Source organism: Pseudomonas sp. UM16, from assembly GCF_050312595.1.
Classification (GTDB): Bacteria; Pseudomonadota; Gammaproteobacteria; order Pseudomonadales; family Pseudomonadaceae; genus Aquipseudomonas.
The window spans coordinates 14,267-38,655 of sequence record NZ_JBNPJT010000023.1 but is presented as its reverse complement, the minus strand read 5'-3'; the positions used below and the strand labels follow the sequence as shown (position 1 = coordinate 38,655).

Genomic DNA, 24,389 nt, shown 5'->3' with positions numbered 1-24,389 from the left:
TTCGTTACATCGCTTCAAGGCACCCTGCTAAGATGCCCGCCCGCCCGACGCAACGTCGGCACGCGCGTCTGCTGTTATGTGTTCAAGGAGCTTTGTGCATGACCCTGCCCCACCCTCGCCTGCCCTTGAGCCTGCTTGGCTTGAGCCTGGCGTTGCCTGCCAGCCACAGCCTGGCCCAGGACAGCATTACCCTGGCCCCGGTACACGTCTCCGAGGTCTACAGCGAGGGCTATCAGGTAGAGCAAGCATCGGTGACGGGTTTTGCCCCGGCGCCATTGCTCGATACACCGGCCTCGATAGCAGTATTCAGTGAACAGCTACTGGCTGACCGCCAAGTGCGCAAACTCAGTGAAGTGTTACAAAGCGACGCGTCGGTGGGCGAAAGCTACGCGCCGATTGGTTACTACGAAAACTTTAACGTGCGTGGCTTCGAACTCAACGCCGCCAGCAGCTACAAGATCAACGGCCAGACCATCGCCGGCGAACAGAACGTGGCGCTGGAAAACAAGCAGCAAGTCGAATTGCTCAAGGGCTTGTCCGGCTTGCAGAGCGGCGTTGCCGAGCCCGGCGGCTTGATCAATTACGTGACCAAGCGCCCGGAAGATGTGCGCTCGGTGACGGTATCGAGCAACGAACAAGGTGAACGCTACATCGCCACCGACCTCGGCGGCTGGTTTGGCAGTGAGCGCCAATTTGGCATACGCGCCAACCTGGCCCATGAAGACATCCGCTCCTACGTAGATCATGCCGACGGCAAGCGCGACTTCGCCAGCCTGGCCTTTGACTGGCAAATTAGTCCGGATGCCGTATTACAACTGGATGCTGAATATCAGCAGCGCGAGCAGCGCTCGGTACCAGGCTATCAACTGCTCGGCGGCAGCAGCCCGCCCCACGATATCGACCCCCATGACCGCCTGGCCTACCAGCAATGGGCTAATCCTGTGACCATCGACTCGCTGAATCTGGGTGGGCGCTTCGACTATCGCTTTAGCGACAACTTGACCGGCTCGCTCAGCGCCTCGCGCAGCAAAGTGGTGATCGATGATTACAGTTCATTTGCCTGGGGCTGCTATGGCGCCCCTAGTTGCGCCACTTCCAGCGTGCCGAATTACTTCAGCCCGGAAGGCGACTACGACATCTATGACTACCGCAGCCCCGACGATACGCGCCGCACCGATGAGGCACAGGCGGCGCTCAACGGACACTTCGAAGCCATGGGCCTGGGCCACGAACTGACGGTTGGCGCCAGCGCCCAACGCCGTACGCTGGATCAGCGTCCTTACTTCAACGAAATGATCGGCAGCGGCAATATCTACCAGCCGACTCCGGTATTGCTGCCGTCTGACAAAACCGTTGGCGATAGCACCCGCCGCCTGGACAGTCGCCAGTACGGGCTGTTTGCCAGCGACCGGATTAGCTTCAATGAGCAATGGCAGACCGTGCTCGGTGCACGCCTGGTACGCCTGGACGAGAAGACCTTTAATGAACAGGGCAACCCGGGACGCCATACCCGTGACTATCAGCTGCTGCCCAACGCCGCGCTGATCTACAAGCCTCGCGCGGATGTCACGTTGTACACCAGCTACAGCAAAGGCATCTCGTCCGGTGGCACCGCGCCCTGGTTCGCCAGCAACAGTAGCGAAATCCTCGCCCCCACCCTGTCACACCAGCTGGAAGTCGGCATCAAGCGCGACTGGCAGCGCTTAAGCTTGAGCGCAGCCCTGTTCCAGCTGCGTCAGGCCTATCAGTATTCCCGCCCGGACGGCGCAGGCAGCTTCACCTACGTTCAACAGGGTCAGCAAAAGAACATCGGCCTGGAGCTGGGCGCCAGCGGCTGGCTGAATGAGCGCCTGCAGATCAATGCCAGCGCTGCCGCCATTCGCGCCCGGGTGAAGAGCACTGGCACCACCGACTATGAAGACCACCAGGCGATCAACGTGCCGAATTTTCGCGCCGCAGTACAGGCTGATTACAGTCTGCCGATTCCCGGCCTGGCACTGCTCGGTGGCGCACGTTATAGCGCCAGCAAATACGCCAATCAGGCGGGCACAGTAGAAGTGGGCGGTTATGCGGTGTTCGACCTGGGCAGCCGTTACAGCACCAGGATCGGCGGCTACGACACGGTGCTGCGGGTGATGGTCGATAACGTCTTCGACAAGCGTTACTGGCGCGATGCCGGCGAGTATCTGGGAGATGGTTATCTGTTTCAGGGGGCGCCGAGGACGGCGCGGGTGTCAGCGTCTGTGAGCTTCTGAAAGCCTGATCGTGGAAAATGCCCGAGCGGATTCATCCGCTCCTGCAGGATGATACCAGGGCTGCAAATGCAAAAAGCCCCTGGCCTTTACAGACCGGGGGCTTTTCTAAATGTGGCGGTGAAGAAGGGATTCGAACCCTTGATACAGTTTCCTGTATACACACTTTCCAGGCGTGCTCCTTCAGCCACTCGGACACTTCACCGTTTCTCTTCAAGCTGTTCAGCCTGTCGAGGCGCGCTAATGTAGTCGAAACAGGTGCTGATGGCAAAGGTTTTTTTCAGAATATTCATGCGCTTAAGCCAGTTAGGCAAAAAGCTGCGGCGCACAGGGCAATGCTGCCAATCTCTGACGTGCTTCGGCAGCCCGTCAGCGCCTCCCCCCAACTTGCACGCTACAGCGGCCCAAGGCTGACCGGCCAGTCAGTCACAGCGCTTTACCTGACAGCCCAGCGTGAGTAACGTCTGCCCCACTCTCCCTTTAGGAACTGTGTCATGAGTGAGCTGATTACCTACCATCTCGAAGACGGCATCGCGACCTTGACCTTGAACAACGGCAAGGTCAACGCTATCTCGCCAGACGTCATCGCCGCCTTCAACGCCGCCCTCGATCAGGCCACGCAGGACCGTGCCGTGGTAATCATCACCGGTCAGCCCGGGATTCTTTCCGGCGGCTATGACCTCAAGGTAATGACCGCAGGCCCTAAAGAGGCCGTCAACCTGGTCACTGCCGGCTCGACCCTGGCCCGGCGTATGCTCGCGCACCCGTTCCCGATCATTGTCGCCTGCCCTGGCCATGCTGTGGCCAAAGGCGCATTCCTGTTGCTCTCGGCCGACTACCGCATCGGTGTTGAAGGCCCATTCAGCATTGGCCTGAACGAAGTGCAGATCGGTATGACCATGCACCACGCCGGAATCGAGCTGGCCCGTGACCGCCTGCGTCGCTCGGCCTTCCACCGCTCGGTGATCAACGCCGAGATGTTCGACCCGAGCAGCGCTGTGGATGCCGGTTTCCTCGACAAGGTGGTCGCCGTCGAACAGCTGCAGGAAGCCGCCCTGACCGCGGCTCGGCAGTTGAAGAAGATCAATATGAACGCGCATAAACACACCAAGCTTAAGGTCCGCAAAGCGCTGCTCGAGACCCTCGACGAGGCGATCATCCGCGATCAGCAACACTTGGGCTGACCCCTACCAAGGCCTGATTGCGTTTGCTTACATAATCAGGCCGTTCCTACCGCATTGAGCGTTTGCTCGTACAAGTGCACACCCGTACACTGCGCCGCGTTTGCCTGGTGTGAGTCGTACGATGCTTTTTCTTATCCGCATGCTCTTGTTGGGGCTGCATTTTGTTCTTATCGGAATTGTCGGTGTGTTGATCGGCCTGTGTCGGCCATTCAATCCAGACAACAGCCGTATCTACGCGCGTCTGTATGGATTGCCCGCCACCTGGCTGATGCACCTGGATGTCAAAGCCGAAGTGGGTCCTTTATTCGACCAGCCGCCCGGTTGCGTGATTGTCGCCAATCATCAGTCCAACCATGACTTGTTTGTGTTGGGCCACGTGGTGCCGCCACGTACCGTGTGCATTGGCAAAAAAAGCCTGAAATGGGTACCGCTGTTCGGTCAGCTGTTCTGGCTGGGCGGCAATGTGCTGATTGATCGCGGCAATGCCTACCTGGCGCGCCGTGCGATGCAGACCACCACGCGCACTTTGTGTGAAAAAAACACTTCGATCTGGGTGTTCCCGGAAGGCACCCGCAACGCCGGTGAGCAGCTGATACCGTTCAAGAAAGGCGCCTTTCATATGGCGGTAGAAGCCGGTGTGCCAATCGTGCCGGTGTGTGTCAGCCGCTACGCCCGGCGCTTGAGCCTGAACAGCTGGCGGCGCAGCAAAGTCATCATCCGCTCGCTACCGCCGATTGCCACCAGCGGTCTGACCCAGCAGGATGTACCGGCGCTGGCCGAACAATGCCGACTGCAGATGCAACGCTGTATCGATCTGATGGAAGCTGAATTGTCGCGGGCATGAGTGGTTGCTGAAATCTGTGTGGCAGACCAAGCTACTGGCACGCACATCAGAAGAAGCGAACAAGCATGGGACGAGTCGTTGCGGCGGCGGTGTACAGCGCCGGCAGAAAAGTCACCAACATCAGTATCGATGAAGGCAGTCAGTGGGCCAGCAAACCTGGGCATTTTGTCTGGATCGGCCTGGAAGAACCCAATGCCCAGGAACTGGCCAATCTGCAATGCCAGTTCAATCTGCATGAACTGGCCATTGAAGATGCCCTGGAAAAACACAGCCGGCCGAAGCTGGAAACCTTCGGCGACGCGCTGTTTATCGTCACCTACTCGCCGGTACGCCAAGAAGGCAAGCTAGAGTTCATCGAAACCCATATCTTTGCCGGCAACGGCTACATCATTACCTGCCGCAACGGTCACTCCAAGTCCTACGCCCTGGTCCGCCAGCGTTGCGAAGCGCGCCCCTTGCTGCTGGAGCATGGTGAGGATTTCGTCCTCTACGCCCTGCTCGACTTCGTCACCGAGAACTATCAACCGATTGCTGAAGCGATCCACGGCGAGATTGAAGAGCTGGAACAGAGCGTGCTCAGCCATTCGCTGCAGGAAGAAGACATCCGTCGCCTGCACAGCCTGCGCCGCGACATTCTGCGCCTGCGCCGCTATGTGGCGCCGATGGTTGAGGTCAGTGAAGAACTGCAGCGCCTGACCTTCCCCTTTATCGACAAGAACATGCGCCCGTACTTTCGTGATGTGCAGATCCACGTAACCCGGCAGATGGAAGACCTGTCCGGGATTCGCGACATTGCCAGCCAGACCATCGAGATCGGCATGTTGCTGGAGTCATCACGGCAAAGCATCGTCCAGCGCAAGTTCGCCGCCTGGGCGGCGATCCTGGCATTTCCCACCGCAGTGGCGGGGATATACGGGATGAACTTTCAGAATATGCCGGAGTTGAGCTGGCACTACGGCTACTTTGCCGTGCTCGGCGGTATCGCCGTGGGGTGCACGGCGCTGTTTGCCAGCTTCAAACGCTCCGGCTGGCTGTAACAAGCAACCTCAGAGGGACGTACCCTGGGGTTTGTGCGCGACGAAGCGCATCATCCATTCGGCAACCGTGCTGCCCTGGTGCTCATGGGCCAGGCTGTCGATGCCCTTGCGGTACACCTCTTGGCCGAGATTATCCTGGCGCAACTCAAGCAGCGCCCGCGAATAGTCGTGGATGAACTCCGGGTGCCCCTGGAAACACAACACCTGGTCGCCGATGTGGTACGCCGCGTTCGGGCAGAAATCGCTCGAGGCAATCACCGTGGCGTTTTCCGGCAACCGGGTGACCTGGTCCTGGTGGCTGATCAACAGGGTCAGCTCCTCGACCTGTGGGCTCATCCACGGCGCCTTGGCGTTCATCACATAGCGGTGGGTACCCACCCCCCAACCCTGGGTCGAACGCTCGCTCTTGCCGCCCAATAGCAGCGCCAGCAGTTGATGGCCGAAACACACCCCCAGCAACTTGTCACCGCGTTGATAACGATCCTGCAAAAACGCTTTGAGTTTTTCAATCCATGGATCATCACCGAACGAGTCGGCTTTGCTGCCAGTCACCAGGTAGGCATCGAATACCTGGTTATCATCGGGGTATTCGCCGTTCATCACGTTGTAGACGTGAAATTCGGCGGCGATCGGCTGGCGGCTGAACAGTTGCTCGAACATCCGTCCGTAGCCCTGATACTGCCCGACCAACTCGGGTCGCAGGACGTCGGTTTCCAGGATGCAGATGCGTAACGACATAAAAATAGTCCTGAACGACAAAAGGCGGGATTGCCCCCTAGAGCCTGCCCCGAATAAGGCTTGCAAGCAAGTAGGATGCACTGACGAACGGTCAGCACGAGTGGCTCCAGTGATTGAATGAGCGCAAGCGTCTAGCAAGGGGAAAAGTTGATGGATGGCACAAGGCCTTACAACTAAAAGAAAGATTAAGTTATATAGAAATACCAAAGCGTTCTAAAACATTGCTGACGCTGACCCTAAGGTTAGTTGTATACCCATTAGCAAAGGTTCGCGTCTGGACGTCAAACCGCGTTACCCGTTTGCCGGATCGACGACAAGGAAGCCATTGGGCACTCAGGAATAACAACAAAAAGGCGGTCAGCCATGTTCAAACAATCCAAAGTACGCCAAGCCGGGCTTATTCTCTTCGCCACGACATTACTGTTGATTCTACCGAACCTGTCACGCTTGTTTGGCTGACCTCACTATGGCCCTCTATGGTCCTGCGCAGGTACTCTGCCAGCCTTGATTTGCTGGAGATCGCCTGTGCGTCATTGCCTCGTCCTGTTGCTGTTCCTGTTCTGCCTGCCCTTGCAGGCGGCGCAGTTGACCCTGGAACTGGGAAGCGTCAGCCGCCATTGGCAGGGCGCCGAACTGCTTGCCCATCCCGAAGCGCAAGATATTCAGATCGACAGCGACGTCTCCTACAAGAAAGTCATGCACTACCGTGCAGTGCCGTTGGCAGTATTGCTTGCAGGCGTTGCGCCAGAGGATCACCTGCAAGCGATTGCCGATGACGGCTTTGCTGCCGAAATGCCCGCTGCGCCATTGCTCAAGGAGGGTCCGGCACGGGCCTGGCTGGCCATTGAGGACCCGGCCAAGCCCTGGCCGCCGCTAGGCGCTGGCAAGCCCAGTGCTGGTCCGTTTTACCTGGTCTGGAGCAACCCGCAAGCCGGCGGCATCAGCCCGGAACAATGGCCCTTCCAGGTCGCCAGCATTCGCCGTCTGGCGCCGGTCGCCGCGCGTTTCCCGGCGTTGTTGCCGGCAGCGGATCTTGCCAGTGACGATCCGGTCAACCTGGGCTTCGCGCTGTTCCAGAAAAACTGCCTGGCCTGCCACCGCCTCAATGGCGCTGGCGACGCCCAGTTCGGTCCGGACTTGAACCTACCGCACAATCCCACCGAATACTTCCAGGCGGCGTTTTTGCGTCGCTATATTCGTGACCCGCAGAGCCTGCGCCAGTGGCCACAGGCCAAAATGCCCGGGTTCAGCGACGCCGTGCTCAGCGACCCGCAACTCGATGCGCTGATTGCTTACCTCACGCACATGGCCACCCGTAAGCAACCCTGATATTCACTGCTGCTGGGCGCTTAGGCTCGGCATTACCACAACTTTAGCGTGCATCTGCTCAAAACCGCCGCCGCGGCGCATGCCGCGCACCGGGCAAGCGTCCAGGTAGTCCAGGCCCACGGCGAGCTTCAGGTGCCGCTCGGGCTTGGCCAACTGGTTCGTCACATCGAAGCTGTACCAGGCATCGTCCAGCCAGGCTTCGGCCCAGGCATGGCTGGCCATCTGCTGGCTTTGGCTGTCAAACAGGTAACCCGAGACATACCGCGCTGGCACCCCAAGGCTGCGCACGCAGGCCAGAAAGGCATGCGCATGGTCCTGACAGACGCCCTCGCCACCGGCAAACGCCTGAGCGGCACTGGTATCCACTGCGGTACTGCCAGGTCGATAGGTCATGCGCTGGTTAAGCGCGTTCATCAATTCAATCAACGCTGAGCGGTCACGACGCTTGCGGCATTGCTGACTGGCAAAGGCGCGCAAGGCTTCGTCGGCTTCGGTCAGGCGGGTGAAACGCAGGAACGGTAACGGCGATTGCGCCTCGTGCTCGGCTTCGCGGCTTTCGTCGATTTCGACCAGGCCGCGCGCAGCGATGACTAGCTCCGAATGCGGCTCTTCCAGGCTCAGCACATGGAGAATGTTGCCGAACGGGTCCAGTTGCGCACGCACCGGGCGTGGCAGGTCCAACTGCCACACGAGTATTTGCTGACGCTCGCTGTCATGGGGAGTCAGGCGCAAGTACTGGATGCTGGCGCGCACCTGATCTTCATAGTGGTAGGCGGTTTCATGGCTAATTGTCAGTCTCATACAGCCTCCAGGTAAGCGCTGTGGATGGCGTTGCCCAACTGGCGCACCAGAGGGATGTAGTGATTCAGCCAAGGATGCAAGCCTTCGGCGAGGATCTCGTCGATGCCGGTGTAGCGCAGCCGCGCATCCACCTCAGCGGCCAGGCGCTGGGCGGCGCGACCGTTACTGCCTGGCAGGCTGGCGAGAATCAGATCGATCTCCTCGGTGCAGGCACGCAGAGAACGCGGCACGTCGGCGCGTAACAGCAGCAACTCGGCGACATGCCGGGCGGCCAGCGCGTCACGATAGATCTCGGTGTAGGCCTCGAACGACGACAACGCCCGCAGCAAAGCGCTCCATTGGTAATAACCACGGGCCGAACTGTCACTGACCGCCTCGGCTTCATCGCCAAACATTTCGTAGCGGGCATCAAGAAGGCGCAGGGTGTTGTCGGCGCGCTCAATGAAGGTGCCCAGGCGGATAAAGCGAAAGGCATCGTTGCGCATGATGGTGCCGTAAGTGGCGCCACGAAACAGATGCGAACGCTCCTTGATCCATTCACAAAAACGGCTCATGCCGTAGCGGCCCAGGCCCTGTTCGGCAATGCCGCGAATCTCCAGCCAGGTGGCGTTGATGTTTTCCCACATGTCGGCAGTAATCCGCCCACGCACCGCATGGGCACTGGCCCGTGCGGCGCCCAGGCAGCTGTAGATGCTCGCTGGGTTGTCCGGATCGAGCGCGAAAAAGTGCAGCAGACGCTCGGCATGCAACTGGCCGTGGCGCTCCAGGTAATCGTCGAGGGTGCCGGTGATCAGCAGCGGCATGGCCAACTCATTCAGACCATCACCACGGCCGTCCTGGGGCATCAGTGACAGTGAATAACTGACGTCGAGCATCCGTGCGAGGTTTTCAGCGCGCTCCAGGTAGCGTGACATCCAGTACAAATCAGAGGCAGTTCTACTCAACATGGCTTAATCCTCGACCACCCAGGTGTCCTTGGTACCGCCGCCCTGGGACGAGTTGACCACCAGCGAACCTTCACGCAACGCGACCCGGGTCAGGCCACCGGGCACCACGCGGGTTTCCCGGCCAGACAACACGAACGGACGCAAATCGATGTGGCGCGGAGCAATGCCGTTTTCGACAAACGTTGGGCAGGTCGACAATGACAGGGTTGGCTGGGCAATGTACGCCGCAGGACGGGCTTTGATCCGCGCAGCGAAGGCCTCGATTTCAGCACGTGTCGCGGCCGGCCCGACCAGCATGCCGTAGCCCCCCGAGCCCTGGGTTTCCTTGACCACCAGGTCCGGCAAATGCGCCAACACGTGAGACAGTTCCTCCGGCTTGCGGCACTGCCAGGTGGGGACATTCTTGAGGATGGGCTCTTCATCCAGATAGAAGCGAATCATGTCGGTGACGTAGGGATAGATCGACTTGTCGTCGGCCACCCCGGTGCCGATGGCATTGGCCAGCACGACATTGCCACAGCGGTAGGCCGAGAGCAGCCCGGGCACACCGAGCATCGACTCGGGATTGAACGCCAGGGGATCGAGGAAGGCGTCGTCCAGGCGCCGATAGATCACATCAACCGCCTTGGGCCCGTCGGTGGTGCGCATGAACACCCGCTCATCACGGACGAACAGATCAGCGCCTTCAACCAGTTCGACACCCATTTCCCGGGCCAGAAAGGCGTGCTCGAAAAAGGCACTGTTGAAGCGCCCTGGCGTCAGCACGACAACGCTGGGGTCATCCAGCGGGCTGGCGCTTTTCAGGGTGTCGAGCAACAGATTGGGATAGTGGTCGATCGGCGCGATGCGCTGGGCGGCGAACAGTTCGGGAAACAGCCGCATCATCATCTTGCGGTCTTCGAGCATGTAGCTGACGCCGCTGGGGGTGCGCAGATTGTCTTCGAGTACGTAGTAGCTGCCATCGCCATCACGCACCAGATCGACGCCGGAGACATGCGCATAGAGGTCGCGGTGCAGGTCCAGGCCCTGCATGGCCAACTGGTACTGCTCGTTGGCCAGCACCTGTTCGGCCGGAATGATCCCAGTGCGAATAATCCGCTGACCATGGTAGAGATCGGCGAGAAACAGGTTCAGGGCCTTGACCCGCTGGATACAGCCACGCTCCACCATCCGCCATTCACTGGCGGGAATGCTGCGTGGAATGGTGTCGAAGGGAATCAGGCGTTCGGTGCCCTGCTCATCGCCATAAAGGGTGAAGGTGATACCGGCGCGATGAAACAGCAGGTCGGCTTCACGCCGACGTTGCGCCAGCAGTTCCGGCGGGGTGTCGGCCAACCAGCGGGCGAACTCCCGGTAGTGCGCACGGACCTGGCCGTCTGCACTGTACATCTCATCGTAAAAGGTGCGGATCATGCCGAACTCCTTGTCACCCGTGCACCTGAGCCTTCGCAAGCCCCGTGCCAGCGGCATAATTCCTTGAATTTCAGTAGGTTGTATTTTCAAAGACCAGCGGTTGCACCAGATGCGTGCAACCGCTGCGGCTGTGCAGCGATCAACGCTTCATTGCGAAGCGTTGGTCAGGCCAGGGGACGTTCCTGTTTCACGCCCCAGCCTTCGATTTCACCGCCCAACGGCGCGATCACGGCTTCGAAGTCCTGCTCGAATTCATCGATACCGCCGTAGGTGGCGTACATCACTTTGCTCAACTCCAGGTGCCAGGCACCATCGTCGCGCTCATGCACCTGGGCGCTGAGCGACTCTCCGCGAAACTGTCCCGCTGCCCGTCTTGCCCGTGCCTCATCAGGAAAAACTGCATAGAACTCAATAGGATGAATCTGGGCAAAATTGAAACCGCCCTCTTTCATCTGGCGTAGAACCGTGCTGCTGATGTCCTCGTATTGGCTGCTCATGAATCGTCCTCCTAACTACCGATGGATAGACTTTCAGTGCAAAACGCACCTGCCCGTCACACAAGGCGTGTGAGGGCAATTCGAGCTGATGCATGACGTGGATCGGCAAGTCCGGGCGCTTGCAAAAAGCGGCCCGACCTTGATTGCAGCGTAGCGCCAAGTTGACCGCTGTGCCAGAAAACAGCGGGTCAGGGCTTTTCCGTGATCGCGGTGATCTCGACGCCGCTCTGCTCTTTGAGCCATTTGGCGGTGGGGGCAGTGTCACGATCCTGGAAATCATTGAGGTCCAGTTCGTCCATAACCGGATAGAGGTGGGAGCGAATCAGCCGCGCGGCCTCTTCGACACTGGGCTGTTGCTCGCAAGTGACGGGTAACGAAGTACGCTCGCCTTTCTGATCGACAAAGGTAATTTCCCACGCTTTCATTGGATTCTCCTCAGTACAGGCACTCAGGGTGAATCGACTTACCTTCCGTTGACCCGCACCGCAGGTGAATGTTCAGCTGCAGCGCGCCATCGGCAAAAAAAAGAGGCCCGATTGGGCCTCTTCTGTTCAGCAAAGGTTTACCGCTTAGTCCGGCGTCCCGTGGACTACACCGGCGGTGTTGTCGAGCAAGCTCTTGGTCGCGGTCTGGATGAACGACTCAAGCTTTTGGGTCAGCTCTTGCTGGTCCGGGCTTTCGATCAGCTCGGCCTTGAAGTTGGCCCCCAACTCGTAGCGATACATGCGTGGCGCCATGTCCTTGGACTCGATCAGGATGCGATCACCCTTGATCAGGCCAACCACCTGCTCACTGCCCGATGGCTTGATCATGCCAAAGCCCTGATCACCCGCCGGCAGGTTGAGCAGATCACGCCCCCAGCACTGGTGACGGGTTTCGCCACCCAAACGGCCCATGATGGTCGGGACGATGTCGATCTGGGTACCGACGGTGTGATTCACCGCACCGAACTTCTCTTGAATGCCAGGGGCAATCAGCAGCAGCGGCACGTTGAAACGCCCCAGGTCCAGTTCGGTCACTTGCTGGTGGTTGCCGAAGCCGTGGTCACCGACGATGACGAACAGGGTTTCCTTGAAGTACGGCTCTTTGCGCGCCTTCTCGAAGAACTGGCCCAGCGCCCAGTCGGAGTAACGCATGGCAGTCAGGTGTTCATCGAGACGGCCCTGGCCGGTCACAGGTTCTACCGGCAGATCGGCAGGCAAGGCGTACGGGGTGTGGTTGGACAGTGTCTGCAGCAGCGCATAGAACGGCTTCTTGCCATAGTTCTTGGCCAGCTCCTCGGCACTGCGGTCAAACATGTCCTGATCGGACACACCCCAGGTCGGATCGGAGACCACTGGATTGACGAAGTCGTTGCGGCCAATGAAGGTGGTCATGCCCTGGTTGCCGAAGAAACCGGACTGGTTGTCCCAGGCAAAGTCGCCGTTGTAGACATAGACATCGTCATAGTCACGGGCGCTGAGCAGTGCTGGCAGGCCAGACAGCTTGTGCCCCCCTTCCGGAGTCTGCATCAGGTATTCGAAACCTGGCAGGTTCGGGTAGCAGGCCATGGTGGCGAACATACCCTGGTGGGTATGGGTGCCGTTGGAGAAGAAACGGTCGAACAACACACCTTCTTTGGCCAGTTTGTCGAAGTACGGGGTGATGTTGTTCGGGCTGCCCAAGGCGCCTACCGAATGACCGGCGAAGCTCTCCATGAGGATCACCACGACGTTCTTGATCGGCAGGGTGTTGGTGACTGGCGGGGTGAAATCACGGCGCACCGCAGCCTCATCAGCATCGACCAGTTTGTCGTTTTCGGTGAGCAGCATGTCGCGCACAGTCTGGGTGGCCAGCGATTGCTCGATGGTCGACTTCCAGACGTTGGCGCGGTCTTCACCGAAACGGCTCTTGGCCGCGTCGATCAACGTCAGGGTGCCATTGAGGCCCAACTGGTTGACGAAGTTCGAGTCGGTGGTGAAAGCATCACCCCAGCGCATCGGCGGGCCTTGACGCAGCGTGCCGCGAGCGGCGATGACCGCCACCAGCAAAATCATGAAGAACACCACGCCACGCACATACCACGGAGCCACCGCACGACTGTCTGCGGTCTGGTTCTGGTAAGCGCCATGCGGACGGGTCAGACGGTCGACACCCTTGAACAGCAGGCTCAGCAGCCACGTACCGAAAACCCACGCCAACAGGTAACGCACCACCGGGAAGCCGTACCAGAGCATGCTCAGTACGGTCTTGGGATCTTCCTTGACGTACTGGAACACCAGACCGTTAAGACGCTGGTGGAACTCGCGGTAGAAGTCCAGTTCCATCAGGCCGAGGAACATGACAATGCTCGAGGCCAGCGTCAGCCATACCCGGAACAGGCCGCGGGCAGCCATGGCACGAGCGCTGAGGGTAGCCAGCAGCAAGGGAATGCTCAGGTAAATGACAACGCGCAGGTCAAAGCGCAGACCATTGAGGAAACCCTCGGCCACGGTCGACATCGGCGTGTCACCGATCATGTCACTGTTGTAGATCAGCAGCGCCAGGCGTACCAGGCTGAGCATGATCATGATCACCAGGCCACACAGCAGGGTGTAGGCCAGGTGCGATTTTAGCGTTGGTTGCAACGGGCGCGACGCAGCCCGCTGTTCACTCAAGGCGTCCGTGTTAGCCATGGATTGGAAGATCCCTAGGATTCAGATTCAAGAAGGCGAAAAAACGAATCGGCAAATGTGCACTAAACCCGAGGGCAATGCACGGCCATTCGGCGAACGGATAATTGCGCGCGCGAATTTTCCATAATCGAATGTGAAAATTTCGTTGTCCAACAGGGCGCTTAAGTTACCGATGATGACAAGCCAGGCTTGCGGTATTGTTGCTAAGGGTTCATCGCTCAAGGTGCCATGCCATGTATTACCGCTACCTACCCAGCCCGCTCGGCCCGCTGCTATTGGCCGGCGACGAGCAAGGCCTGCATCTGTTGCACATGGATGGCGCACAACCGTGGGAGCTGCCAGCGTCATGGCAGCCAGCGACGCATCAACTGGATGAAGTGGCCCAACAGCTGGATGAGTATTTTGCCGGCACGCGCGAACAGTTTGAGGTCAAGCTGGCCCCGGTCGGAACACCGTTTCAGCATGAAGTCTGGCAAGCCTTGCAGCGCATCCCCTACGGCACCACCTGCAGCTACGGTGACCTGGCGCAGCAAATCGGCCGTCCGCGCGCAGTGCGGGCAGTCGGTACCGCCAATGGTGCCAACCCGATCGCGATCATCGTGCCCTGCCATCGGGTCATTGGCAGCAACGGCACCTTGACCGGCTATGCCGGTGGCGTGGAGCGCAAGCAGTTGCTGCTGGAGCTTGAGGGCACGTGGTTGATTTAAACCGTGGCCCCCATTACATCCGCACATCCCCCCGCGGCCCGGCAATCGCCCAGATAATCAGGCCAAGCACCGGCAGTAGCACGATCAACAGGATCCAGAGGATCTTGCTGCCCATGCTGGCACCGCTTTTGACCACATTGATAATGGCCCAGATATCCAGCGCGAAGATAATCAGGCCTACCAGGCCATTGAATGTGGAACCCATGCTATCGCTCCCTTGATCAAGTTTGCCCAAAGGATAGCTGGCTATGAAGCCCATAGAGGCTATTCGTTGGCCGCGCCGCCAACGCACTGGTTACACTCGACGCATTGATTTGATTCAGTGAGGTTGATATGCCCCCCGCTCACAGCTCCAGCAGCCCTGCGCCGGTGTCGCTCTGGAACGCCTGGTTGCAACAGGCACAAAACACCCCTTGGCTGAGCGCCGGGTTGGGCTTGAGCCTACTGGCGGTGCTCGGTTTGCTGATGGCCAGCGCCTGGAATGCCGTGCACGGTGATCAGCAAGAAAACCTGCACATGGCCATGCTCGGTGGCTTGGCCGGTTTTGCGGCCACGGCGCTGGGCGCGATCATGGCGGTGGTGCTGCGCGAAGTCAGCGCACGCAGCCAGGATGTGATGCTCGGTTTTGCCGCCGGGATGATGCTCGCTGCCAGCTCGTTCTCACTGATTCTGCCGGGGCTGGATGCCGCACGCGAGATTACCGGCAATGGCCCCTATGCAGCCCTGACGGTAGTGGTAGGCATGGGCTTGGGCGTGCTGCTAATGCTCGGCCTCGACCGCTTCACCCCCCACGAGCACGAAAGCACTGGCCCCTGCGGGCCGCAGGCTGAACGCATCAACCGGGTCTGGCTGTTTGTGCTGGCGATCACCCTGCACAACCTGCCTGAAGGGATGGCCATCGGCGTCAGCTTTGCCAACGGCGACCTTAATGTGGGTTTACCACTGACCAGTGCCATCGCTATTCAAGACATTCCTGAAGGCCTGGCCGTGGCCCTGGCGCTGCGCGCTACCGGACTTTCGACGATAAAAGCGGCCTTGGTGGCGATCGGCTCCGGCCTGATGGAACCGATCGGCGCGGTCATTGGCCTAGGGATTTCCACCGGCTTTGCCATCGCCTACCCGGTGAGCATGGGCCTGGCGGCCGGCGCGATGATCTTCGTGGTCTCCCACGAGGTGATTCCGGAAACCCACCGCAATGGCCACCAAACCTCGGCGACCCTCGGCCTGATGGGCGGCTTTGCGGTAATGATGTTCCTCGATACCGCCCTTGGTTAAACGTGTACGGCCACCCGCAGCGCTTCTAGCGCAGGCGCTGCGGCAATCCCCACCTCGGCACACAACTCCAGCACGCGCGGCACATCGTTGCCGCCAACCATGACCATCTGCAGCTCGTCGTCGAGCAACTGGCTGAAGTTCATCAGCACATAGCCACCAACGTCTTTGTTCATCGCGCCCATCTGCACCTGGATGCGGTTAAGCGCGGTCAACGGCTCGACCTTGGCCAACTGCTTGGGCTTGAGGTTGAAGTCCACGCTCTTGTCGAAGGAGTCGACGATCTGGGCAAACAGGTCCTGGTAGGTATCGGCCTGGAACAGCACGGTGTCTGGCAGGCTGCCAACGACGACCCATTCCCCCAGTGGGATTGGGAAGCTGTCGTCGTAGTTGATATCCGGATTGGCGGAAAGGAAGGCTTGCGGGTCGGCATAGGCCTGGGCGGCTTCGTCGGCGATGCGCGCGATGTCTTCCTCGCGCAGGCAACCAGCGCTGATTTTGCCGATGAGTTCGACCAGTTGGGATTTCATGAAGGGGCCCTGCGACACTGAAAAAAGTCGCCAAGGATAGCCGCAAAAGGCCCCTTAGGGTTAGCCGGCCAGCGCTTGTAATTGCGCGGCGGTATCGACGGCCCCCATGGTCTGGGCAGCAGCCAGAGGCGTCGTGCCTTGAGCATCGCGGTGCGCAGGGTTGGCCCCCTGACGCAACAGGTACTCGACGATAGCGGTACGGTTGAACATGGCCGCCAGCATCAGTGCCGTGCGGCCATCAGCCGAAGTGCCATCGACCTGCGCACCCTGCTCGACCAACAGTTCGATCATCTGCTGGTTACCCTTGAACGCCGCCCCGGCGATAGGCAGCTGGCCTTTGTCGTTAGCCATCTGCGGGTCAGCGCCATGGGCAAGCAACACCCGTACCGCCTCGAGATGACCGTGGTAACTGGCAAGCATCAGCAAAGTATCGCCATTGCCATTGCGCAGATTGACCGGCAGCCCCTTCTCGAGCAAACGCCCAAGCATCTCGGCATCGCCATTGCGCGCCCGGTCGAAGACCTCCTCAGCAAATGCTGCAGCTTCTTCATCATTCATAGGCGTTGGGCTACGTTGGTCGGACATGGGGAACCTCCTGGCTGCCAGAAAACCCAAGTCTTTGTCAGTACGCACGCGGGGTCAACTGCGGATAAGTCATGGCCCCGACAGAGGAAATCTATTGGCTCGGCAACCCTGCAAAATGCACTGTGCAAATTGCACGACCATGCAGATTGCACGGCACCAATTACAGAACCTCGCAGTAACTTATTGATTTAAAAGAATTTTAATCAAAATCAAGGCTGGCACGCTCGCTGCACCTATCACTCCATGTCTGCCACTAACAGTCAGGAGCTGATATGGACCTCATCCAGGAAAAATTCGCCTCGGTATTCTCCGCCTACGAAGTCACCACCCAGGCGCGCCCCGACGGCGGTATTCTGCTGACCTTGCGTGCCGCCGACGGTATGCAGACCAAGCGCTGCCTTTCCTATGCGCAACTGCACAGTGCCGAACAGCTGTCTTGGGCGATCAGTGCGATTCGCCGTGACCTGGCCGAGCAAGCCAGCGAACTGCCGGTGATTTCGATGCTGCAGAGTCAGCAACGGTTCGCCCTACCGACCTATCGCTGAAGCTGAGCTTGTGAGAGCTGGCCTTGCCAGCAACGCCGGCTCTCACCCTTTGCTAGCCTCACGAGCGCAGAAAATCAGTCGTCCAGCCGGGGAAAAGCCTCGGCGATCTTATCGCCCGTGAAGTTTTCAACCTGAGCTTGCGCCTGGTTGAACAACCGAATCGCGACGAAACGCGGCTCCTCACCCATATCGATCCAGTGTTTGACCCCTGCCGGCACCACGATCAGGTCGCCTTTCTCGCACAATACCGCGTAGAGATAATCTTCGATGTGCAGGGTAAACAGCCCGCGACCAGCGGCGAAGAAACGCACCAGGTCTTCCCCACGGGTGTGTTCGTTGCGAAGGCTGGTATGCGCTTCACGCAGCACATCAACCTGCCGATAACCCTGCTCAGTCATCAATGCGTCGATACGCTGCTGGTAAGCGCTGATCACCTGCTGCTCATTGGCACCCGGCTGGATTGGCGCTTCGGCTTGCCAGCGTTCAAAGCGCACACCCTGCTCAGCGAGGGTGGCGGCGATGTCCTCAAGATGGGTCAGGACCTTGTTGGGAATATCAGGGGTGGACTGGTGGTAAACGGTCAGGCTGCTCATCAGCGGCAATTCCTATGGCTGGGCTTCTTGCATTCGGGTTGCAATGATAACGGCTGCAGCCAAGGCTGCGACGCTGGCAATACTAAAGGTGGTAGTGGCACCGAGCAGGTTCCAGCTGTAGCCGGAATACAGCGCGCCCAAGGCACCACCGGTGCCGGCCAAGGCCGCGTATAAGGCCTGGCCCTGGCCTTGCTGACGGGCAGCAAAACTGCGTTGCACAAAGGCGATGGCGGCGGCATGGAAGCTGCCGAACGTGGCCGCGTGCAAAACCTGAGCGAACAACAGCACCCAAAGTTGCTCGGCAAAGTTGCCAAGCAGCAGCCAGCGCAAGGCCGCCAAGGCGAAACTGGCCATCAGCACCCGACGCAGCGAAACTCGTGCAAGGATCCAGCTCATGGCCAGGAACATCAACACCTCAGCGACCACGCCCAACGCCCAGAGCAAACCGATAACCCCGCGGCTGTAGCCCAATTGCTCCAGATGCAGGGTCAAAAAGGTGTAGTACGGCCCATGGCTGAGCTGCATCAACGCCACACAAACATAGAACGCCGCCACGCCGGGGCTGCGCAACTGCTTGAGAAAACCGCCGCCACTACGTTCGTTCTGCCCGGGTGGCTGGGCATTGGGGACCCAGAAGCTGGCCAGGACAATACCCGCCATGATGATCATCAGCGCCAGCGGATAGACATCCAGGCTCAGCCAGTCAAACAACCGTCCCAGACCGACCACAGTGAGGATGAAACCAATCGAGCCCCACAAGCGGATCTGGCTGTAGCGGGCGGTCTGCCCCTGCAGGTGCGCCAGGGTAATGACTTCGAACTGTGGCAACACCGCGTGCCAGAAGAACGCATGCAAGGCCATCACCAGCGCTAGCCAAGCATAACTCTTGGCATAAAAGATCAGCGAGAAACTCGCCAGCGTCGACAGCGCCCCCAGGCGCACGATCAACAGGCGCCGACCACTGCGATCACCGAGCCAGCCCCACAGATTGGGCGCGACGCAACGCATCAGCATAGGGATGGCGACCAGCTCGCCAATGCGCGCGCTGGAAAAACCCAAGTGATGAAAATACAGCGCCAGGAAAGGCGCTGTAGAACCGAGCAAGGCGAAGTAGAACAGGTAAAAGCTGGACAACCGCCAGTAGGGAATCGGCGCCACGGCTCAGCAGGCCGCAGCGCACATGCCAGGTGATGGCATTACAGCTGACCCAGCACCGGCGTGGTTACTCGAACATCGGCATTCTGGCCACGATGACGCAGCAGGTGATCCATCAACACGATCGCCATCATCGCTTCGGCGATTGGCGTGGCGCGGATACCCACGCACGGGTCGTGACGGCCCTTGGTGATCACCTCCACCGGGTTGCCGTCGACATCGATCGAACGACCCGGGGTGGTGATGCTTGAGGTCGGCTTCAAGGCCAGGTGGGCAACAATCGGCTGACCAGAGGAAATGCCGCCGAGAATACCGCCCGCGTTGTTGCTGAGGAAACCTTGTGGCGTCATCTCGTCACGGTGCTCGGTGCCACGCTGCGCCACACTGGCGAAACCTGCACCGATCTCGACGCCCTTGACCGCGTTGATGCTCATCAAGGCATGAGCCAGTTCGGCATCCAGACGGTCGAAGATCGGCTCACCCAGGCCGGGCATGACCCCTTCAGCCACTACCGTGATTTTCGCCCCGACCGAATCCTGGTCGCGGCGCAGTTGGTCCATGTAGGCTTCCAGTTCTGGCACCTTGTCTGGGTCAGGGCTGAAGAAGGCGTTCTGCTCCACCGACTCCCAGGTTTTGAACGGGATCTCGATGGGCCCAAGCTGGCTCATGTAACCACGAATACGAATGCCCTGGCTGGCCAGGTACTTCTTGGCAATGGCGCCAGCAGCCACGCGCATGGCGGTTTCCCGCGCCGAGCTGCGGCCTCCGCCACGGTAGTCACGCTCACCGTACTTGTGGTGGTAGGTGTAGTCGGCGTGGGCCGGACGGAACAGGTCTTTGATCGCCGAGTAGTCCTTGGACTTCTGGTCGGTGTTGCGAATCAGCAGACCAATCGAACAGCCGGTGGTGCGCCCTTCGAAAACCCCGGAGAGAATCTCGACTTCATCGGCTTCCTGGCGCTGGGTGGTGTGCCGGCTGGTGCCGGGCTTGCGCCGGTCCAGGTCATGCTGCAGGTCGGCCAGGGAAATTTCCACGCCCGGCGGACAGCCGTCGACAATGGCGACCAACGCCGGACCATGGCTTTCGCCAGCGGTGGTGACAGTGAACAGCTTGCCGTAGGTATTGCCGGACATGCAGGACGCTCCGCGAATCAGCCTGATTTGAACAAGGCCGCCAGTATACGCAGGCTAACCATTCAGTTCATCCCTGACAGCGAACCTTCTGCGCAACCCCCGGTCCAACAGCCATCTCCTCGATAGTGGCCTGATGATGTTGCGCGTCCTCGCGGTAATCGCCCTGCTGTTCAGTGGCCTGGTCCAGGCCGCTGCCCCCACTGTGTTGCAACGCCCAATCAGCCTCGATACCGGCAGCGGTGTGCTCTACGGCAGCTTGCTGTTGCCGCGCACCGAACAGCCGCCGCCAGTGGTGTTGATCATCCCCGGCTCAGGCCCGACCGACCGCAATGGCAACAGCCCAGACGGCGCCCACACCGACAACCTGCGGCAACTGGCCTTGGTGCTGGCGAAAAACCGCATCGCCAGCGTACGTTTCGACAAGCGCGGCGTGGCCGCCAGCCGCGCGGCGACTCCGGACGAACGCGACCTGACGGTCGAACGCTATGTCGCCGATGCCGTGGCCTGGAGTCACAAACTCAAGGCTGACCCGCGTTTTGGCCAATTGATCCTGCTGGGCCACAGTGAAGGCGCACTGATTGCCAGCCTGGCTGCACCGGCGAGCGGTGCCAGCGCCGTGATCAGCGTGGCGGGCAGTGGTCGACCGATTGATGAGGTGTTTCGTGCGCAACTTGCCGGACAAATCCCACCGCGCTACAACCAACGTGTCCTGCACATACTGGACAACCTCAAAGCCGGGCGCATGGCCGCCGGTATTCCTGGACCGTTACAGGACGTGTTTCGCCCATCAGTCCAGCCTTACCTGATTTCACTGTTGCGCCAGGACCCGGCGGCAGCGTTCGCCAAAGTGGAGGTGCCGGCACTGATTATCCAGGGCACCCACGATATACAAGTGGATGTCAGCAACGCTCAACGACTTAAAGCGGCCAAACCCGATGCCGAACTGGCCTTGATCCAAGGCATGAACCACATGCTCAGGATTGCTCCGCAAGCCGCCAGCGAGCAGCGTGACAGCTACCTCAACCCGAAATTGCCGCAAGCCAGCGAATTGGGTACCCAGGTCGTCGACTTTATCCACAGGCTGCCCGCGGCTTGAGCGAATTTCAGCGAAATTCAGTCTCCAGTCCCGGTCGATTCTGCCGATAAGCCGGTGCTGGCATCGTGATTGTGTCCAGCTTGCTGTGCACAAGAGGATTGCCGTGATGACTGAAGCCGCCCCCCAGGAAGCCCCCGAAGCCCCAGAGGCCGCGCCGGAACCCGCCCCACTGCCGTGGGCCGAGGTTGCACCGGAACATTTCCAGATGCTGCGCCTGGCGCCGCTGCCGACTGACCGCAACAGCGGCGCACGACCGCTGCGCTTCGTCCAGTACGGCTTTGCCGAGCGCCACAACAAAGACACCAGCCTGTTGCGCATGGCTATCCAGCTGCCTGGGCAAAAAGTGCGCAAGGAACAGAACCACCTGGATATCTGGGTTGATCACCAGGAAAAACGCGTGCGCATCGGCCCCGACAGCGGCCTGCAGCTCGAACCGTTAAGCCGTGGCCTTGGGCGCTTCTTGCTAGCCCAAGCGGTGAGCTGGGCCCAGCGCAAGTGGTCGCACTACCGGGTCGAAGGTGCTGCCCTGGCCAACAAGGACGCGCTCAACGAAGACACCCGCCTGCGCCGTGACCACCTGTTGCGCAGCCATGGCCTGGAAGTGGAATACGCCGATGCCCAGCACTTAAAGGGGCGTTACATCGACGTGCAGGTCGGTGAGCTCAAGGGCGGTTGGAACACTGACAAAGTGCAGCGCGTGGAGATTCTCGACGCTGCGCAAATGCTCCAGCAGGCCGAACAGAACCTGCAGGAAAAGGAAGCGCAACTGCGCGAACGCGATGAGCGAGTCAGCAAATACCGCCGCGAAGACAGCGGCCTGCGCTTTACCATTACCTGCCTGGTGGCCTTTGCGGTGTTCCAGGCCGGTTTGCTGATCTGGATTGCCACGCACCGCTGAAACCCATCGCCGGCAAGGCCGGCGATGAATCCACTGCAGACCTGACGCCTTACACCTTCGAAGCGAACAGCGCCTGATGCTGGCGGCATTGCTCTGCCGTCAACATGAACACCCCGTGCCCACCACGCTCGAATTCGAGCCAGGCAAAGTCCACCTGTGGATACAGCGCCTCGACGTGCACCTGGCTGTTGCCAACCTCGACAATCAACAAGCCTTTCTCGGTCAAGTGCTCTGCCGCCTCGGCCAACATGCGTCGCACCAGGTCCAGGCCATCGTTGCCACAGGCCAGGCCCAGTTCCGGCTCGTGATGGTATTCATCCGGCATGTCGGCGAAATCCTCGGCATCGACATACGGCGGGTTGGACAGGATCAGGTCAAAACGCTGCCCCGGCAAACCGTCGAAGCCATCGCCCTGGACGGTATAGACACGCTCTTCCAGGCCATGGCGCTCGATATTCTGGTTGGCCACTTCCAGCGCTTCGAAGGACAGGTCAGCCAGCACCACTTCGGCGTCTGGGAACACTTCGGCGCTGACGATGCCGATGCAACCGGAACCGGTACACAGGTCGAGAATGCGCGCAGGCTCAGCGGCCAGCCACGGCTCGAAACGCTTTTCGATCAGCTCGCCAATCGGCGAACGCGGAATCAGCACGCGCTCGTCGACGATAAAGGCCAGGCCACAGAACCACGCCTCCCCCAATAGGTAGGCGGTGGGTACGCGGTCTTCGATGCGGCGTTTGAGCAGACGCTGCAGGTGCACCAGCTCATCGTCTTCCAGCTGGCAATCCAGATAGCTGTCGGCAACCTCCCAAGGCAGGTGGACCGAGCCCAACACCAGCAACCGGGCTTCATCCCAGGCGTTGTCGGCGCCGTGTCCGAAAAACAGGCCATGCTCATGGAAACGGCTGACGGCCCAACGGATATGATCGCGCAGGGTGCGCAAGCGAGAAGTGATCACAACAGACTCCTTGAAAGACGACCTGCAATTCTAACAGCCCAACCACAGAAAAGGTCGCTGGAAATGGCCTGTAAGCATTTCACCGACATGGCTGCAGGCCACTAACGACGCTGCTTGTACGCGAAGCGATTCACATAAGTGCTCAGGCAGGGGACAATAGGTGAAAAGCCCCACCCAAAGGAGCCCTTGATGTCTGTTCCAATGACGATGTTCCACCTCAGCGGCCGTGGTTATCCACCGGCGAAGCTGAACAATGCCAGCCTGGTCATTATCGACGCGCAAAAAGAGTACCTCAGTGGTCCTCTGGGCCTGTCGGGCATGGACGAAGCTGTGAAGAACATCGCTAAAATGCTCGAGGCTGCCCGCAAGGCCGGTCGCCCGATCATCCACGTGCGCCATCTGGGCACCGTTGGTGGCATGTTCGATCCTCAGGGACCGCGCGGTGAGTTCATCCCTGGCCTTGAGCCACAGGGCGATGAAGTGATCATCGAAAAGCGCATGCCCAACGCCTTCAAGAACACCACCCTGCATGAAACCCTGCAAAAATACGGACACCTGGACCTGATCGTCTGCGGTTTCATGAGCCATTCCAGCGTCAGCACCACCGTGCGCCGGGCCAAGGACTATGGTTATCGTTGCACCCTGATCGAGGATGCCTGCGCCACCCGTGACCTGCCGTTCAAAGACGGGGTGATCCCAGCCGCGCAGATCCAGCAGAGTGAGATGGCGATCATGGCTGACAACTTTGCCTGCGTGGCACCGACCAGCAGCCTGATCTGATAGGCCGTCCGACGGGCTGGTGGAACCAGCGGGCGGCGCATCAGTCCAACAGCGGATATCCATAGAGGAATCGGCATGAAGTTGAAGGACGGTTTTGATGCCAAGCGCTTGCGCCAGCGTCAGCCACGCAACTGGGGCGCACGCCTGGCCGCAGCTTTCTCGGCGCTGCTGGCGACCGTCGGGGTGTTGCTGGCCATGGCCGGTGCTGCCAGCCTGCTCGGCAACCTCGAAGCGCTGGCCGAGCTCAACGCCAACCGCGGCGGCGCGGCGGTGATCCTGGCCGGCGGCCTGGTGCTGCTGTACCTGGGTATCTGGTTCTGGCGGCGCAGCCGTTTACGCCTGCGCCGCAGCCGCGAGCTGAACCTGTCACCGCACTTGATGAAAAAACACGATTGACTGCAACCTGAGCAGGAGTCGCGTAAACTGCGCCGTCCAGGCGGA

At 59.9% G+C, this 24,389-nt stretch carries 26 protein-coding genes and 1 tRNA gene; 12 read left to right on the top strand and 15 right to left on the bottom strand.

Going from position 1 to position 24,389, the window contains the following annotated elements; genetic code table 11:
* The first annotated feature begins 98 nt into the window (after window positions 1-98).
* The gene (locus ACQRAX_RS22650; RefSeq protein ID WP_412040767.1) at window positions 99-2,255 is read left to right on the top strand and encodes a TonB-dependent siderophore receptor; all 2,157 of its coding nucleotides are present in this window, start codon (window positions 99-101) and stop codon (window positions 2,253-2,255) included.
* A gap of 112 nt (window positions 2,256-2,367) precedes the next feature.
* On the opposite strand, the gene ACQRAX_RS22645 is transcribed toward ACQRAX_RS22650, so the two are convergent.
* Window positions 2,368-2,457: transfer RNA gene (locus ACQRAX_RS22645), tRNA-Ser, on the bottom strand.
* Between the two features lie 289 nt (window positions 2,458-2,746).
* On the opposite strand from ACQRAX_RS22645, the gene ACQRAX_RS22640 reads away from it, so the two are divergent.
* The 3 genes from ACQRAX_RS22640 to ACQRAX_RS22630 all read left to right on the top strand — a co-directional run bounded on the left by ACQRAX_RS22640 (window position 2,747) and on the right by ACQRAX_RS22630 (window position 5,317).
* Window positions 2,747-3,436 carry a crotonase/enoyl-CoA hydratase family protein gene (locus tag ACQRAX_RS22640; RefSeq protein ID WP_412040768.1) on the top strand — a complete coding sequence of 230 codons (690 nt, stop codon included), beginning with the start codon at window positions 2,747-2,749 and terminating at the stop codon, window positions 3,434-3,436.
* A 121-nt stretch (window positions 3,437-3,557) separates the two neighbouring features.
* Window positions 3,558-4,280 (top strand): lysophospholipid acyltransferase family protein, encoded by a 723-nt coding sequence (locus tag ACQRAX_RS22635; protein ID WP_412040769.1) that lies wholly within the window; start codon window positions 3,558-3,560, stop codon window positions 4,278-4,280.
* A 65-nt stretch (window positions 4,281-4,345) separates the two neighbouring features.
* Window positions 4,346-5,317 (top strand): magnesium and cobalt transport protein CorA, encoded by a 972-nt coding sequence (locus ACQRAX_RS22630; RefSeq protein ID WP_412040770.1) that lies wholly within the window; start codon window positions 4,346-4,348, stop codon window positions 5,315-5,317.
* A 9-nt stretch (window positions 5,318-5,326) separates the two neighbouring features.
* Here the strand turns inward: ACQRAX_RS22630 and ACQRAX_RS22625 are convergent, their stop codons facing one another.
* The gene (locus ACQRAX_RS22625) at window positions 5,327-6,055 is read right to left on the bottom strand and encodes an amidotransferase (RefSeq protein ID WP_412040771.1); all 729 of its coding nucleotides are present in this window, start codon (window positions 6,053-6,055) and stop codon (window positions 5,327-5,329) included.
* A gap of 525 nt (window positions 6,056-6,580) precedes the next feature.
* Here ACQRAX_RS22625 and ACQRAX_RS22620 point away from each other — a divergent pair.
* The gene (locus ACQRAX_RS22620) at window positions 6,581-7,384 is read left to right on the top strand and encodes a c-type cytochrome (protein ID WP_412040772.1); all 804 of its coding nucleotides are present in this window, start codon (window positions 6,581-6,583) and stop codon (window positions 7,382-7,384) included.
* A 3-nt stretch (window positions 7,385-7,387) separates the two neighbouring features.
* On the opposite strand, the gene ACQRAX_RS22615 is transcribed toward ACQRAX_RS22620, so the two are convergent.
* From ACQRAX_RS22615 to ACQRAX_RS22590, 6 genes are all read right to left on the bottom strand, one after another.
* Complete coding sequence (locus ACQRAX_RS22615; protein WP_412040773.1) at window positions 7,388-8,185, bottom strand: transglutaminase family protein; 798 nt, start codon at window positions 8,183-8,185, stop codon at window positions 7,388-7,390.
* The gene (locus tag ACQRAX_RS22610; RefSeq protein ID WP_412040774.1) at window positions 8,182-9,132 is read right to left on the bottom strand and encodes an alpha-E domain-containing protein; all 951 of its coding nucleotides are present in this window, start codon (window positions 9,130-9,132) and stop codon (window positions 8,182-8,184) included. Before ACQRAX_RS22610 ends, ACQRAX_RS22615 begins: the two co-directional genes overlap by 4 nt.
* A 3-nt stretch (window positions 9,133-9,135) precedes the next feature.
* Window positions 9,136-10,545, bottom strand: a complete 1,410-nt coding sequence (locus ACQRAX_RS22605; protein WP_412040775.1) for a circularly permuted type 2 ATP-grasp protein — start codon at window positions 10,543-10,545, stop codon at window positions 9,136-9,138.
* Between the two features lie 164 nt (window positions 10,546-10,709).
* Window positions 10,710-11,042 carry a ribonuclease E inhibitor RraB gene (locus ACQRAX_RS22600; protein WP_274293648.1) on the bottom strand — a complete coding sequence of 111 codons (333 nt, stop codon included), beginning with the start codon at window positions 11,040-11,042 and terminating at the stop codon, window positions 10,710-10,712.
* 188 nt (window positions 11,043-11,230) lie between these two features.
* Entirely contained in the window at window positions 11,231-11,467 is a 237-nt protein-coding gene (locus ACQRAX_RS22595) for a hypothetical protein (protein ID WP_412040776.1), read from the bottom strand.
* Window positions 11,468-11,611: 144 nt separating this feature from the next.
* Window positions 11,612-13,696 (bottom strand): LTA synthase family protein, encoded by a 2,085-nt coding sequence (locus ACQRAX_RS22590; protein ID WP_412040777.1) that lies wholly within the window; start codon window positions 13,694-13,696, stop codon window positions 11,612-11,614.
* Window positions 13,697-13,929: 233 nt separating this feature from the next.
* On the opposite strand from ACQRAX_RS22590, the gene ACQRAX_RS22585 reads away from it, so the two are divergent.
* Window positions 13,930-14,403: a methylated-DNA--[protein]-cysteine S-methyltransferase gene (locus ACQRAX_RS22585; RefSeq protein WP_412040778.1), complete on the top strand. Its 474-nt coding sequence runs from the start codon at window positions 13,930-13,932 to the stop codon at window positions 14,401-14,403.
* Between the two features lie 13 nt (window positions 14,404-14,416).
* On the opposite strand, the gene ACQRAX_RS22580 is transcribed toward ACQRAX_RS22585, so the two are convergent.
* Window positions 14,417-14,608, bottom strand: a complete 192-nt coding sequence (locus ACQRAX_RS22580; protein ID WP_045187011.1) for a PLDc N-terminal domain-containing protein — start codon at window positions 14,606-14,608, stop codon at window positions 14,417-14,419.
* A gap of 128 nt (window positions 14,609-14,736) precedes the next feature.
* Between ACQRAX_RS22580 and ACQRAX_RS22575 the strand changes: the two genes are divergently transcribed.
* The gene (locus ACQRAX_RS22575; RefSeq protein ID WP_412040779.1) at window positions 14,737-15,678 is read left to right on the top strand and encodes a ZIP family metal transporter; all 942 of its coding nucleotides are present in this window, start codon (window positions 14,737-14,739) and stop codon (window positions 15,676-15,678) included.
* On the opposite strand, the gene ACQRAX_RS22570 is transcribed toward ACQRAX_RS22575, so the two are convergent.
* Window positions 15,675-16,205 (bottom strand): hypothetical protein, encoded by a 531-nt coding sequence (locus ACQRAX_RS22570; protein WP_412040780.1) that lies wholly within the window; start codon window positions 16,203-16,205, stop codon window positions 15,675-15,677. The two genes, ACQRAX_RS22575 and ACQRAX_RS22570, sit on opposite strands and share 4 nt — an antisense overlap.
* Window positions 16,206-16,265: 60 nt before the next feature.
* The gene (locus ACQRAX_RS22565) at window positions 16,266-16,790 is read right to left on the bottom strand and encodes an ankyrin repeat domain-containing protein (protein WP_412040781.1); all 525 of its coding nucleotides are present in this window, start codon (window positions 16,788-16,790) and stop codon (window positions 16,266-16,268) included.
* 272 nt (window positions 16,791-17,062) lie between these two features.
* On the opposite strand from ACQRAX_RS22565, the gene ACQRAX_RS22560 reads away from it, so the two are divergent.
* Window positions 17,063-17,335, top strand: coding sequence for a DUF3509 domain-containing protein (locus ACQRAX_RS22560; RefSeq protein WP_412040782.1), 273 nt, complete (start codon window positions 17,063-17,065; stop codon window positions 17,333-17,335).
* Window positions 17,336-17,409: 74 nt separating this feature from the next.
* On the opposite strand, the gene ACQRAX_RS22555 is transcribed toward ACQRAX_RS22560, so the two are convergent.
* From ACQRAX_RS22555 to aroC, 3 genes are read right to left on the bottom strand one after another with little or no spacing between them, the layout of a single operon-like run.
* A complete protein-coding gene (locus tag ACQRAX_RS22555) occupies window positions 17,410-17,928 on the bottom strand; it encodes a 1,2-dihydroxy-3-keto-5-methylthiopentene dioxygenase (RefSeq protein WP_412040783.1) in 519 nt (172 codons plus the stop codon).
* 12 nt (window positions 17,929-17,940) lie between these two features.
* On the bottom strand, window positions 17,941-19,086 hold the full coding sequence (locus ACQRAX_RS22550) for an MFS transporter (protein ID WP_412040784.1): 1,146 nt from the start codon (window positions 19,084-19,086) through the stop codon (window positions 17,941-17,943).
* Window positions 19,087-19,124: 38 nt separating this feature from the next.
* A complete protein-coding gene (aroC, locus tag ACQRAX_RS22545; RefSeq protein WP_412040785.1) occupies window positions 19,125-20,216 on the bottom strand; it encodes a chorismate synthase in 1,092 nt (363 codons plus the stop codon).
* 133 nt (window positions 20,217-20,349) lie between these two features.
* On the opposite strand from aroC, the gene ACQRAX_RS22540 reads away from it, so the two are divergent.
* Window positions 20,350-21,312 carry an alpha/beta hydrolase gene (locus tag ACQRAX_RS22540; RefSeq protein ID WP_412040786.1) on the top strand — a complete coding sequence of 321 codons (963 nt, stop codon included), beginning with the start codon at window positions 20,350-20,352 and terminating at the stop codon, window positions 21,310-21,312.
* Between the two features lie 106 nt (window positions 21,313-21,418).
* Window positions 21,419-22,210, top strand: coding sequence for a hypothetical protein (locus tag ACQRAX_RS22535; protein ID WP_412040787.1), 792 nt, complete (start codon window positions 21,419-21,421; stop codon window positions 22,208-22,210).
* A gap of 49 nt (window positions 22,211-22,259) precedes the next feature.
* Here ACQRAX_RS22535 and prmB read toward each other — a convergent pair whose 3' ends face one another.
* Complete coding sequence (gene prmB, locus ACQRAX_RS22530; RefSeq protein WP_412040788.1) at window positions 22,260-23,168, bottom strand: 50S ribosomal protein L3 N(5)-glutamine methyltransferase; 909 nt, start codon at window positions 23,166-23,168, stop codon at window positions 22,260-22,262.
* A gap of 189 nt (window positions 23,169-23,357) precedes the next feature.
* On the opposite strand from prmB, the gene ACQRAX_RS22525 reads away from it, so the two are divergent.
* Window positions 23,358-23,948 (top strand): cysteine hydrolase family protein, encoded by a 591-nt coding sequence (locus ACQRAX_RS22525; protein WP_412040789.1) that lies wholly within the window; start codon window positions 23,358-23,360, stop codon window positions 23,946-23,948.
* 75 nt (window positions 23,949-24,023) lie between these two features.
* The gene (locus tag ACQRAX_RS22520; protein ID WP_412040790.1) at window positions 24,024-24,344 is read left to right on the top strand and encodes a hypothetical protein; all 321 of its coding nucleotides are present in this window, start codon (window positions 24,024-24,026) and stop codon (window positions 24,342-24,344) included.
* The last annotated feature ends 45 nt before the right edge of the window (window positions 24,345-24,389 follow it).